Raw genomic sequence first — 12,784 nt, forward strand, 5'->3', positions numbered from 1 at the left:
CGTGCTGCCTGGAAATGACCGCTCCGTCTTGGAGGCCTTCCGGCGTGGGGACGCGGCTGTCCTCACCCAGGTGTATCGCGCCTACTCGCCGGAGGTGCTGCGCTACCTGGCTCGCCGCTTCGCGGTGGGCACCGACGTGGGTGGGACCCGCACGGTGACGCTGTCCGCGCTGGACCTGGACGCCGCCCATCAGGAGACCTTCGTGCGCGCGTTTCGTCCCAACATGCGGCAGGCCTACGACGGGGTGCGCCCGTACCTGGGCTTCCTGCTGACGGTGGCGCGCTCCACGGCCATCGACCTGTTGCGGGCGTCGGGGCGGGTGTCGCGCGAGGCCGTGTCGCTCGACGAAGCGCCGGAGCTGACGCACCTCCCCAACGAGGGCCGCAACCCCGAGGAGGAAGCCCTGGGCACCGAGGTGCGGACGCTGGTGCGCCGCTTCCTGGACACGCAGTCCGAAGAGGGGCGCGCGCTCGCGCAGCTGCGCTTCGTGGAGGGCCTGTCCCAGGAGGTCGCCGCCGAGCGACTCCAGCTCACGCGAGGCGAGGTCCGCGTGCGGGAGCGCCGGCTGCGCACGCAGTTCACCGACTACCTGACGTCCTCGGGCTGGCTGGAGACGGCCCCCGAGCCCCGGCACCTGGAGCTGGGCGTCCTCCTGGCCACCCTCGCGCTGTGCACCCTGGGGAGCGTCGCGCCATGAGATGGTACGAGCGCCACGTCGACGCCAGCCTGTCGCGCTGGGCCCAAGGGGAGCTGCCCTCGTCGCAGGCCGCCCGCCTGCTGCGCCATGCGCACCTGTGCCACCGGTGCGGTCCGCTCTATGAGCGCTGGGCCCAGGCCCACCGCGCGCTGGAGGGGGTCTCCCACGCGCCCTCTTCCGTGGAGCGGCAGGTGCTGACGGAGGCGGGACTGCACGCGGCGCTCGCGGCGGCGGCCCCGTTACCGGGGGTGTCCTCGAAGTGGCCCGCGCTGGCGGCCCTGGGCGGCGCGGTGGCGGCGGCGCTCCTGGCGGTCCTGCTGACGCCGTCGCTGACGCACGAGTTCCGCGCCCGAGGCTTCGGGTCCCCTCCCCCGGGCGTGGCCCTGCGCGTCTTCTGCGCGACGTCGGGCCAGCCGCTCCGAGAGCTGCACTCGGCAGAGGCCTGCCCGGCCAACGCGATGCTGGCCTTCGCCGCGGGAGGCCGGCCGCCCTACAGCCATGCGGCCGTCCGGGTGCGCGGCCCACGGGGCCTGGAGCTCACCCGGGGTCCGTTCGCGCTGGTGGGGACTCCTGGCAAGGAAGCGCCGCTGGAGTTGACGGTGCCGCTGCCAGAAGCGGCGGGCGAGGCACACGTCACGGTGGCCTTCGCCAGCAGTGCCTCCGCGGCGCTGGCCGCGCTGCGGGGGGATGGGGAGCAGGAGGGGGCGGTGGTGCTCGAGCAGACACTGAGGGTAGAGGAAGGTCCATGAACAAGTTGGGAGTGCTCCTTGGGGTCGCCGCGCTCCTGGCCGCGCGCGACGCCTCGGCGGACGCGGTGATTCGCCGCGCGCTTGTGATTGCCCACAACGGCAGCGATGACCCGTCCCTCCCCGCGCTGCGCTTCGCGGATGACGATGGCGTCCTGTGGGCAGAGACGCTGCAGCGGCTGGGGGTGGAGACCACGCTGCTGGTGGACCCGGACGAGGCGACTCGCGCCGAGGCCCGCCCCGTCCTCGCGGGCGCACGGCCGCCCACGCCGGACGAGGTGAAGCGCGAGGTGGCCCGGCTGCGCGCCGCGAGCCTCGCCGACGACGAGCTGGGCCGCGAGACGGACGTGATGGTCGTCTACGTGGGCCACGGCAACACGGATGACGTGGGCCGCGCGTACTTCACGCTCGCGGGAGGACGGCTGGACAAGGCCGCGCTCTACGCGGACGTGGTGGACCCGCTTGCCGCCGACTACGTGCACCTCATCGTCGATGCGTGCCGAGCCTCGGGCGTCGTGGGCAGCCGGGGCGGGCAGATGGACGCGGCGGTGGTGGCGGAGCTGCGCGGCATGCTCGCGCGTGAGCAGTTGGCCACCCGGCCCACCGTGGGCGCGGTCTTCGCGGAGAGCGATGACGGAGAGACCCACGAGTGGTCCCGCCTGCGCGCCGGGGTCTTCAGCCACGTGGCGCGCTCCGGAGTGCTGGGCGCCGCGGACATCAACGGCGACGGGCAGGTGGAGTACAGCGAGCTGGGGGCGTTCGTCTCCGCGTCGCTGCGCGGCGTGAAGGGGCTGCCCGCCCGACTGAGCGTCCACGCCTTCGCGCCCACGGGCTCGCCGCGACGCCCGCTGGTGGGGCCGGCGCCCGAGGGGCCCAGCCTGATGCTGTCCTCCCAGCAGGCCCTCTCGCGCGTCTCCGTGGAGGACACGGAGGGACGGCGACTGGCGGACGTGCGCCGCGCCGAGGACCAGTACGTGATGCTCCGCCTGCCGGAGCGTGACGCGTACTGGGTGCGCACGCCCACCAGCGAGGTGCGCATCCCTCGCGCCGCGCTGGCGGAGGGCATGCCGAAGCTCGAGCCGCGCGAGCTGCAAGAGCGTGGACCGGCGGAGGAGGCCCTGAGCCGCGGCCTGTTCGCCGTGCCGCTCGACAAGGATTTCTATGACCAGTACGTGGTCACCGCGGGGCTGGTGCCGGTGGACTTCACGCACGCGTTCCCGCCCGGGACGCTGGGGCCCGTGCCTTCGGGGGGCTTCTCGCGGACGAGTCTGGAGCCCTCTCCGTGGGAGCTGGGCCTGCAAGGGCACCAGGCGCCGCTGGGGGTGGGGCCCTTCGCCACGGGGCCCAGCATCTCCTACCGCCGCGAGGTCCTGTCCGCCTTCTACGTCGGCGCGCGCGGCAGCTACACGCTGACGCCGTGGGCCACCGACGGGCTCCGCACCTACCGCGCCACGGTGCAGGGCCTGTTCGGCGCGCGCGACCTGTTCCACACGCCGCTGTTCCTCGAAGCGGGGCTCGGCTGGGGCGCGCTGGGGGTGTCATTGCCCGGCAAGTACATGGGCGATTTGACGGTGCTGACGAGCCATGCGGCGCTGGGGGTGACGAGGACGGGGTTCGGCCTGAGGTGGCGGCTGGCCGCCACGGGCGCGATGGACCGGGTCACCCTGGATGGAGCCAACCGGTGGGATGGAATGCTGGGGATGGAGCTGTCCGCGACCACCTTCCGATGAACGCGCACACGAAAGACGCCCCCTCCGCGCGGACCTGGGCCGCCCTCCTGTTCGTCCTGTTGTCGGGAGGCTGTGACGACATCCGCCTGGGGAACCTCCTCCCCGCCCACGCGACGCTCACGCGCTCCGAGGTGGAGCCGCCCGGGGCCCAGTGTGAGCGTGGCGGAAGCGTGGTCTTCGCGGGCCCGGATGAGAATGACGACGGCGTCCTCTCCGAGAGCGAGGTCACCACGGCCCGGTATGTCTGCGCGGACCCGCTCCCCGCCATGCTGACGCGCCTCCGCGAGGAGCCCAAGGGTGCCCGCTGCGAGCATGGCGGGCGCGCCGTGGACTCGGGCCTGGACCTCAATGCGAATGGCGTCTTCGACGACGGCGAGCGCCTCGCCACCGAGTACGTCTGTGCCACCGCCTATCCGGGGGTCCTCGTCCGCACGGAGCAGATCCCCCCAGGAACGACGTGCCCCCATGGAGGCCAGCTCGCGCACGCGGGGTTCGACGCCGACGGGGACGGGCTCCTGTCGGTCCCGGAAGCCACGCGCGACACGCTGAGCTGCATGGAGCCCGCGCCCGAGCCTGTCCTCTCGAGGCAGGTGCTGTTGGGCGTCCGACCCGACCCCTGCGGCACGCAGAACGCGTACGCCGTGGAGGCGGGCTTCGACCTGGACCTGGACGGAGGGCTCGACGACGACGAGGTGCGCGCGACCACGCGCATGTGCAACCCGATGGTGCCCCTGCTGCGGCGCCACCGAGAAGAACCTCCTGGCTCCCACTGCATCACCGGGGGTGTCGCGGTGATGGCCGGCGGAGACCTCAGTGGCGACAATGAATTGCAAGACGAGGAGGTCCGCCACACCGCCTACGTCTGCCAGCCCGCCTCCACCTTCCATGGTGACTACGAGCTGCGAGACATCTCGGATGCGGCGGCCCTCCAGTCGGTGGCACGCATCCAAGGGAGCCTCATCATCTCCGCGCCCGAGCTTCGGGAGCTCGTCCTTCCCGGGCTCGAGTCCGTGGAAGGCTCGCTGACGGTCCAGGACAACTCGCTGCTGACGCGCTTGGAGCTGCCTTCCCTGAGCTTCGTTCGCGCGGACCTCACCGTCACCGACCATCCCCTGTTGACCCAGGTGGTGTTGGGCACCTCCGAGTCCATCGGCTATCCCCTGTATGTGGGTGGCAGCCTGAGAATCGAGCGCAACAACGCCCTCACGGACATGAGTGGACTCGGTCGGAGCGTCCCCCGGCGGGACTTCGTGCTGAGGAAGAACAACCGCCTGACGGCGCCTGGGGAGTTCTCCTTCGTCGAGAGCCTCCAGGGAGACCTGGTCATCGAGTTCAACGAGCTCCTGCCCGCGCCTCCGCTCTTCCCCAACCTCCGCGACATCGGCGGCACCCTGAACCTCCACGGCAATCCCGCGCTGGCCACGCTCGTGGGGCTGAGGACCCTCCAGCGCATCAACGAAGACCTCATCGTCGACGACAACGACTCGCTGACGACCGTCTCGGAGCTGACGAAGCTCCTCTCCACCCACCTCGTCTCAGTCAAGGGCAACAAGGGGCTGCGGACCTTCTCGCTCCCCTCGCTGTTCAGCGCCCGGACGGGAATCCATGTCGAAGACAACGAGACGCTCGAGGAAGTCGGTCCGTTCGGCGGAAGGCTGGAGCTTGGCGACTTCATGCTCAGCGACAACCCGGCGCTCTTGCGCATCCAGGGCCTGGGCTCGCCGTTGAACATCTCGGGCACCCTCACGCTCCTCATGAACAAGAAAGTCGAGAGCCTGGGGGCCTTCGCGGCGCTGACGTCCCTGAGGACGCTGGATGTGCAGTACGCCAACGCGCTGACGAGCCTGGAGGGCCTGCACCACATCACCTCGCTGAAGACGCTCACGGTCCGCAGGAACCAGAGACTCACCCAGTTCCGGCTCGACGCACTGACGAACGTGAGCGAGGGGTTCGAGGTGACGTTCAATCCGTTCCTGCCCGCCTGCCTGGTCGTCGCGTTGGCGGAGGCCGTCCACACCGGGCCGCTGGACCAGCGCTATGTCCGCAGCAACCACGAGGGCGCCATCTGCGACCCTCCGCCGGAGGTCAGCGGACAGGCGCGCACGGACGCTCGAAGTCCAAGCCTCCCCTGAAGGGCCTGTCCTCCCGCCTGGAGGACACCGCCGCGTTGGTGCGTTCTCTCCAGGGGGGCGTACCGCATGGCCAAGCCCGTCATCCTCGCGGTCGACGACGACACAGAGGTGCTTCGCGCGGTGGAGCGCGACTTGCGGCGCCAGTACGGCCGCGAGTACCGCGTGCTGAGCGCGGACCGAGGTGACTCGGCGCTGGAGACGGTGCGCAAGCTCCGCCTGCGCGGCGACCCGGTGGCGCTCTTCCTGGTGGACCAGCGCATGCCCGGCATGTCCGGCGTGGAGTTCCTGGAGCAGGCCAAGGCCCTCTACGACGAGGCCCGGCGCGTGCTCCTCACCGCGTACGCGGACACGCAGGCCGCCATCCACGCCATCAACGAGGTGAGGCTGGACCACTACCTGCTCAAGCCCTGGGAGCCTCCGGAGGAGCGCCTCTACCCGGTGCTGACGGACCTGCTCGAGGAGTGGTGGGCACACCACCCGCCCACCTTCGAGGGCATCCGCGTGCTGGGCAACCGCTGGTCTCCGCGCGCCCACGCGCTGCGCGACTTCCTGGGCAGCAATCAGGTGCCCTACCAATGGCTCGACGTGGAGGCCAGCGAGGAGGGGCGGCTGCTGCTCGCGCAGGCGGGAGGCGCGGCGGTGGAGAAGCTCCCGCTGGTGCTCTTCCCGGATGGCACCCGGTTGATGGGGCCCTCCACGCTGGAGGTGGCCGAGCGCATCGGCCTGAAGGTCCGCGCCACCAAGCCCTTCTACGACCTGGTCATCATCGGCGGTGGTCCCGCGGGGCTCGCCGCCGCCGTGTATGGCGCATCCGAGGGACTGAGCACCGTCATGGTGGAGCGCAGCGCACCGGGAGGACAGGCGGGCACCAGCTCTCGCATCGAGAACTACCTGGGGTTCCCCGCGGGCCTGAGCGGCTCCGACCTGGCGCGGCGCGCGGTGGCCCAGGCCGCGCGCTTCGGGGTGGAGATCCTCACGCCGCAGGAGGTGAAGGGCGTGCGCGTGGAGGACCCCTACCGCATCGTCGCGCTCGCGGATGGAACGGAGCTGAGCTGCCATGCGCTGCTCCTGGCCATGGGCGTGCAGTGGAAGAAGCTGGAGACCCCGGGCATCCAGTCCTTCACCGGCGCGGGCGTCTACTACGGCTCCTCCCGCACCGAGGCCCTCTCGTGCAAGGACGAGGAGGTCTACATCATCGGCGGCGCCAACTCCGCCGGACAGGCCGCGCTCTACTTCGCGCAGTTCGCGCGACAGGTGACGCTGGTGGTGCGAGGCGACTCGTTGGAGCGAGGCATGTCCCACTACCTGGTGGAGCAGGTGCACTCGCTGGCCAACGTCACCGTGCTGCTCGACACGGAGGTGACGCGCGTGGAGGGCAACGCCCACCTGGAGCGCCTCACGCTGGCGACGAAGGGGCAGCCCGAGCGCACCGTGCCCGCCAGCACGCTGTTCATCATGATTGGCGCGGTGCCGAGGACGGAGTGGCTGGACGACCTGGTGGCACGCGACGCACGCGGCTACATCCTCACCGGCCCGGACCTGATGCCCGGCGGCGAGCGGCCCAAGGGGTGGAAGCCCGAGCGCGCGCCATTCCTGCTGGAGACGAGCGTGCCCGGCATCTTCGCCGCGGGCGACGTGCGCCATGCGTCCATCAAGCGCGTGGCCTCCGGCGTGGGCGAGGGCTCCATCGCCATCTCCTTCATCCATCAGTACCTGAGCGAGGTGTGACATGGCCGGGGACGCGAAGGAGCCCCAGGAGCGGCTGAGATGTCTGGAGGGCGCGCTGCTGCGGCAGGAGAAGCTGGCCGCGTTGGGCCGTCACGCCGCGGGCCTCGCGCACGAGATGAACAACCCCGCCTCCGCGGGCCGCCGCGCCACCGAGCAGCTCACCCAGGCCATGGACGCGCAGGAGGACCTCTCGCTGGAGCTGGACCGGTGGAAGCTGACGCCAGAGCAGCGACAACTGATGCTGCGCACCTGCCGGCAGAGCCAGGGCCGAGGCGCCACCCAGGACCTGGACCCGCTCACCCGAGGCGACGCCGAGGACGCGCTGGCCACGTGGATGGATGCCCGAGGCGTGGCGAACGCGTGGGACCTGGCGCCCACGCTGCTGGACGCGGCCATCGGACAGGAGAAGCTGGAGCCGCTCGCACAGACACTCCCGGGTGAGGCGCTCCCGGATGCACTCGCGTGGCTGGAGTCCCTGGTGCGCACGCGAGCGCTGCTGACGGAGGTGAGGCAGAGCACCACGCGACTGTCGGAGCTGGCCGGCGCGGTGAAGTCCTTCACCCACGCGGGCAAGGAGCATCCCGAGCCCGTGGACGTCCACGAGGGTCTGGAGAACACGCTGCTGCTCCTCAACTACAAGCTCAAGCACGGTGTCGCGGTGAAGCGCGAGTACGACCGGAGCCTGCCGCGCATCCAGGCCCTGCCAGGGATGCTCAACCACGTCTGGACGAACCTCATCGACAACGCCATCGACGCGATGGGGGGAAAGGGGCACCTCGTCGTGCGCACCGCGCGCGAGGGCGACTCGCTGCTCGTGGAGGTGGTGGATGACGGGCCCGGGGTTCCAGCGGAGTTGCTGGAGCGCATCTGGGAGCCCTTCTTCACCACCAAGCCCATGGGCCACGGCACGGGCCTGGGGCTGGACATCATCCGCCGCGTCGTCGTCGAGCGTCACCACGGCGACGTGCGCGTGGAGTCACGCCCGGGCCACACGTCGTTCCAGGTGCGGCTGCCATTCGGGGCCGCGACCTAGGCCCACCGGGCATTCCGTCTTCCTGCCTCGCGCCGAAGGATGCGCGCCGCCTTGTGGCGGAGGTGGACACCATTCATGTCCGGAGGCTCGGGATGTTCGCGCCCGGCGGACGGACGGGGAGACCTGCGCGCGCTCAGCCCACGAGGGGCGCGACCGTGCGGACGCCACCGCGACCTCGACGGCCCGCCACCGGGCGCGTCGCGAGTCGGCGGCCGACATCCGCGATGGCCTGGACGATGGGAATCAGCTCCCGTCCGAGGTCGGTGAGCGTGTACTCGGCCGAGGGCGGCGTGATGGTCGTGAGCGTCCGCGCGATGACGCCCCGCGCTTCGAGCTCGCGGAGCCGCTGGCTGAGCACTCGCGCGGAGACATTCGGGATGTCGATGCGCAGCTCACCGAAGCGCCGCGCCCGTGCACTCAGGAAGTAGATGACGTGCGTGGCCCAGGCACCGCCGAGCAGCGCCATCGAGCGGTTGAGCGGGCATTCTTCCGTCACCCTCGAGCCCTTGCCGCGTTGCCGCCGGTCGATGTCGGGGGGAGGTGCTGCTGGATTCTTCCGGACCTTGAGCGCCATGTCGGTAACCGTGAGGTTATTGGAAAGCCCATCGCCCCCGCGTTGTCCACTGTCTCTTCGCCACCTCGGCCGCTATCGATGGCGCGAACCCTTTCGGTGGAGCGGTCGAATGTTCGTGGTCATTGGCGCGACGGGAAACGTGGGACGTGAGCTGGTCCAGGTGTTGTCGGAGGCCGGAGAGGAAGTGGTCGCGGTGGCGCGCAAGGCAGCGGCGCCGGTGTCTTCGTCGAAGGTCCGTCAGGTCCAGGCGGACGTGTCGGCTCCGGAGTCCCTCGCGCCACATCTGCGAGGCGCGACGGGTGTCTTCCTGCTCATCCCCGGCGGAGGCGCGGGTCTGGATGCTCGCGCCCTGCGGACGGTGTTCGAGGCGGCCGGAGTGAAGCGGCTGGTGGTGCTGTCGTCCATGGCCGTGGGCACGCGGCCCTCGGCCCCGTCGCATGCGCCGCTTCGCGACATCGAAGCGGTCTTCCGGGATTCGTCTCTTCGCTGCACCTTCCTGCGGCCCTCGGGCTTCGCGTCGAACGCGTTCGCCTGGGCAGGCCCGGTGCGCACCACGCGCGGAGTCGCCGCGCCCTTCGCCGACGTGGCGCTGCCCGTCGTGGACCCGGCGGACATCGCGGCCGTCGCGGCCCGCGTCCTCGTCGAGGAGGGACACGCCGGCAAGGTGTACGTGCTCACCGGCCCCGTGGCCATCTCTCCGCGCCAGCAAGCCGCCGTCCTCTCCGAAGCGGTGGGAGCACCGCTGCGCTTCATGGAGTGGAGCCGAGAGGAGGCCCTCACCATGATGACGCGCTTCATGCCCGCGCCCGTCGCCGAGGGCACCCTCGACATCCTGGGCACGCCGACGGACGACGAGCGGCGCGTCAGCCCGGACGTGGAGCGGGTGCTGGGGAGACCCGCGAGCCCGTTCTCCGCGTGGGTCGGTCGCAACGTCGCCGCGTTCCGCTGACGGGTGTCCCCGCTCAGGCGCCGCGCAACTCCTCGGGCTCGAGGTGCTGGCGCGCCACGGAGGGACGCGGACGCGCGGGCTCGGGGATGAACGCCCCCTCGAGCTCGAAGGGCAGGCGGACCTGGAAGCGCGTCCACCCCGGCCGCGACACGACGGACACCTCGCCCCGATGCAGCATGGACACCACGCGGTGGGTGATGCTCAGCCCCAACCCCGTCCCTTCCCCCACGCCCTTCGTGGTGAAGAACGGGTCGAAGATGCGCGGCAGCACCTCCTCGGGGATGCCGGGCCCGTCGTCCTCGACCTCCACCACCACGTGGTCTCCATCGCGCTGCGTGCGCACCGTCAGCGTCCCTCCACCGTTCTCCTTGATGGCATCGGCCGCGTTCTCGATGAGGCTGGTCCACACCTGGTTCAGCTCCGTGCCGAACGCGGTGAGGGAGGGGATGCTCCGGTCGTACTCGCGCCTCACGTCGATGCCACGCAGCCGGTGGGCCAGCACGGCCAGCGTGCTCTCCAACCCATCGTGCACATCCACGCGCTGCAACGGCGCCTCATCCAGGTACGTGTACGCGCGGGCCGCGTTCACCAGCGAGGCGATGCGGCCCCCGGCCTGCCCCACCTCCTCCAGCAGCACCGAGATTCCCCGCGTCGCCGCCACCCAGCGCAGCGTGCCCTTCAACACGTCGCCCGTCAGCGGCGCCAGCTCATGCTCCAGTCGCTCGAGCGACAGCCCCGACTCCACCAGCTCCGGCGCCAGCACCCACGCGTCCTCCACCCCTCGCGCATCCAGCCAGCGCGCCAGCGCGTCCTCGTCGTCCCCCCGGTCCAGCGGACTGCGCGCCAGGGGCTCCAGCGCGGAGGCCCTCGACTCCAGCGCGCGCACCTGGGGCTCGGACAAGGTGCGGCAGTCCAGCGACAGCGCGAGCGCGGGGAGCTCTCGCAGCCGGTCGGCCAGCGCGCGCACGCCTCGCATCACCGCGGACACGGGGTTGTTCAGCTCATGCGCCAGCCCCGCCGCCAGCGTGCCGAGTGACGCCAGCTTCTCCTGCTGGAGTGAGATGGACTGGAGCGACTTCATGCGCTCGGCCATCTTCTTGAGAATCTCCCGGTGCGCCGTGGGGCACTCGGCGAGCATCCGCCAGAAGGCCTGATTCGACAGGCGCAGCAGCCGGCAGTGGGTGAGCGCGCGGCTGCTCGAGAGGAAGCACTGGCCCAGCAGGAGCGGCACCTCGCCGAAGAAGTCCCCGGCCCCGAAGACGGAGATGAGCGTCTCCACTCCGCCCACCGTCTTCGTGATGCGCAGCGAGCCCTCCAGGATGAGATAGAAGGCGGAGGGCTCGCCCTCGCGGCCCAGCCACTCGTGCGGCTGGAGCTCGATGAGCGTGGACTCGCCGCGCACCCACTCGGCCTCCTCCGCCTCCACCTCGGCGAAGAGGGAGAGGGTCCGCAGCTCCTCCAGGAAGCGGGACGACTCCGTGGCGTCACGTGGGCGCTCCCTCGGCGCTCCAAGGGACTCCGTGCGCGACGGCGGAGCGGCTCGAGGCTCCATGCGATGGGCTCCTTCCGACATGGGTTCCCTCAACAGTGCGCCCCACCCAGGCCCCTTGCCGACGGCCACGCTCCACCGTCCGCCACCCGGCCGGACGTGCGGCCCCCTTCCCCGAGCCACCAGGCAGCGGCTCCCTGCCCTCGTCCGGCGAGGCCCTCCATGCCTCGAACCGGCCAATTCCGTGCCTCGGGCTCAGGAGAAGATGGACACCCTTCGTGGGACCCAGGCAGCATCCACGGACACATGGGAAGCGAGGACATCGTCACAGCGCTGCGCCGGGTTCCGCTGTTCTCCCGGCTGGGCGACGAGCAGCTCCACTGGGTGGCCAGCCATGGCCGTCAGCTTCACTTCCCAGCGGGGACTCGGGTCGCCGTGCAGGGAGACCCGGCGGACGGGCTCTCCATCATCCTCGAGGGCCGCACGGAGTGGACCCGCAAGGTGGGAGAGCAGGAGGCCGCCACGGGCGCGCTGGAGGCGGGCGAAATCTTCGGAGAGGTCATCCTCTTCCTCAACGCGCCCTACCCCACCACCGGCCACGCGAGCACGGACGTGCGCCTGCTGCGGCTGGAGCCCGCGGCCTTCTGGGAGCTGCTCCGACAAGCGCCCGTGCTGGGACGGGGCCTCATGGAGGTGGCCGCCCAGCGCACGCAGGCGCAGGAGGTCGTCTCCACGCAGCAACCCGGGCCGCTGTCTCCCGGGCAGATGGTGGCGGGGCTCGCCCCCGAGCTGAGCAACCCCGCGTCGTCCGCGAACCGCAGCGCCACCCGACTGCGCGACACGCTGCGCCTGGTGTCCGCGCGAGCCATGGCGCTGGGCCAGCACGGCCTGTCCTCCGCGCAGCGCGGCGCGCTCCTCGCGCTGCCAAGGGAGGCCGCGGACCGAGCCCGCGCCACGCCCGCGCTGGAGCCCCTGGCGCGGACGCTGCGCGAGGAGGAAGTGGGCTCGTGGCTGGAGCTTCGCGGCATGGCGGACGCGTGGGACGTGGCGCCCGCGCTGGTGGCGTCCGGCCTGGATGGCGCGTGGCTGGACTCGGTGGCGCGCCGCGTGGGTGAGGCGCTCCTGCGCGACACCCTCTCGTGGCTGGTGGCCGCGGTGAGTGGTGACGTGCTCCTGGCGGAAGTGGAGCGAGGCAGCGCCCGGGTCTCCGCGCTGGTGGAGGCGGTGAAGGCCTACAGCTTCATGGACCGCGCCCCCTCGGCGGAGGTGGATATCCACGAGGGGCTGGAGGGCACGCTGGCCGTGCTCTCGCATCGGCTGACGGGAGGCAACGTCGCGGTGGTGCGGCAGTACGCGCCGTCGGCGCCCAAGCTCAAGGGTGAGCCGGGCGCGCTCGACGAGGCGTGGACGCAATTGGTGTTGAACGCGCTGGAGGCGCTGGGTGAGCGCGGCGGGACGCTGCGGCTGCGCACGTGGACGGAGCCGGAGCGGGTGGTGGTGGAGGTGGCGGATGACGGCCCGGGGATTCCTCGGGACTTGATGCCGCGCATCTTCGAGCCCTTCTTCAGCACGAAGCCCAACGCGGCGGGCCTGGGGTTGGACATCAGCCGGCGCATCATCGAGCGGCACGGCGGCGACGTGCGCGTCCTCTCCGAGCCGGGCAACACCCGCGTGCAGGTGCGGCTGCCCGCGTAGCCGCTCGCGGC

At 71.3% G+C, this 12,784-nt stretch carries 10 protein-coding genes; 8 read left to right on the forward strand and 2 right to left on the reverse strand.

Features of this window, described 5'->3' with window-relative positions; translation table 11 throughout:
- Position 1 precedes the first annotated feature (1 nt).
- The 6 genes from MYSTI_RS36160 (at position 2) to MYSTI_RS36185 (ending at position 8,066) form a co-directional block, all read left to right on the forward strand.
- The gene (locus MYSTI_RS36160; protein ID WP_015352810.1) at positions 2-697 is read left to right on the forward strand and encodes an RNA polymerase sigma factor; all 696 of its coding nucleotides are present in this window, start codon (positions 2-4) and stop codon (positions 695-697) included.
- The gene (locus MYSTI_RS36165; protein ID WP_015352811.1) at positions 694-1,446 is read left to right on the forward strand and encodes a hypothetical protein; all 753 of its coding nucleotides are present in this window, start codon (positions 694-696) and stop codon (positions 1,444-1,446) included. The genes MYSTI_RS36160 and MYSTI_RS36165 overlap by 4 nt, the downstream gene beginning before the upstream one ends.
- Entirely contained in the window at positions 1,443-3,173 is a 1,731-nt protein-coding gene (locus MYSTI_RS36170; RefSeq protein WP_015352812.1) for a caspase family protein, read from the forward strand. The genes MYSTI_RS36165 and MYSTI_RS36170 overlap by 4 nt, the downstream gene beginning before the upstream one ends.
- On the forward strand, positions 3,170-5,305 hold the full coding sequence (locus MYSTI_RS41200) for a DUF7151 family protein (RefSeq protein ID WP_015352813.1): 2,136 nt from the start codon (positions 3,170-3,172) through the stop codon (positions 5,303-5,305). Before MYSTI_RS36170 ends, MYSTI_RS41200 begins: the two co-directional genes overlap by 4 nt.
- Before the next feature lie 66 nt (positions 5,306-5,371).
- Positions 5,372-7,033: an NAD(P)/FAD-dependent oxidoreductase gene (locus tag MYSTI_RS36180; RefSeq protein WP_015352814.1), complete on the forward strand. Its 1,662-nt coding sequence runs from the start codon at positions 5,372-5,374 to the stop codon at positions 7,031-7,033.
- Between the two features lies 1 nt (position 7,034).
- The gene (locus tag MYSTI_RS36185) at positions 7,035-8,066 is read left to right on the forward strand and encodes a sensor histidine kinase (protein ID WP_015352815.1); all 1,032 of its coding nucleotides are present in this window, start codon (positions 7,035-7,037) and stop codon (positions 8,064-8,066) included.
- Positions 8,067-8,199: 133 nt separating this feature from the next.
- Here the strand turns inward: MYSTI_RS36185 and MYSTI_RS36190 are convergent, their stop codons facing one another.
- Positions 8,200-8,640 carry a winged helix-turn-helix transcriptional regulator gene (locus MYSTI_RS36190; protein WP_015352816.1) on the reverse strand — a complete coding sequence of 147 codons (441 nt, stop codon included), beginning with the start codon at positions 8,638-8,640 and terminating at the stop codon, positions 8,200-8,202.
- Positions 8,641-8,749: 109 nt separating this feature from the next.
- Between MYSTI_RS36190 and MYSTI_RS36195 the strand changes: the two genes are divergently transcribed.
- Complete coding sequence (locus MYSTI_RS36195) at positions 8,750-9,589, forward strand: NAD(P)H-binding protein (protein WP_015352817.1); 840 nt, start codon at positions 8,750-8,752, stop codon at positions 9,587-9,589.
- A 13-nt stretch (positions 9,590-9,602) separates the two neighbouring features.
- On the opposite strand, the gene MYSTI_RS45450 is transcribed toward MYSTI_RS36195, so the two are convergent.
- A complete protein-coding gene (locus tag MYSTI_RS45450; RefSeq protein WP_015352818.1) occupies positions 9,603-11,141 on the reverse strand; it encodes a sensor histidine kinase in 1,539 nt (512 codons plus the stop codon).
- Between the two features lie 243 nt (positions 11,142-11,384).
- On the opposite strand from MYSTI_RS45450, the gene MYSTI_RS36205 reads away from it, so the two are divergent.
- A complete protein-coding gene (locus MYSTI_RS36205; RefSeq protein ID WP_015352819.1) occupies positions 11,385-12,773 on the forward strand; it encodes an ATP-binding protein in 1,389 nt (462 codons plus the stop codon).
- Positions 12,774-12,784: the final 11 nt, after the last annotated feature.

This window comes from Myxococcus stipitatus DSM 14675, from assembly GCF_000331735.1.
GTDB classification, from domain to species: Bacteria; Myxococcota; Myxococcia; order Myxococcales; family Myxococcaceae; genus Myxococcus; species Myxococcus stipitatus.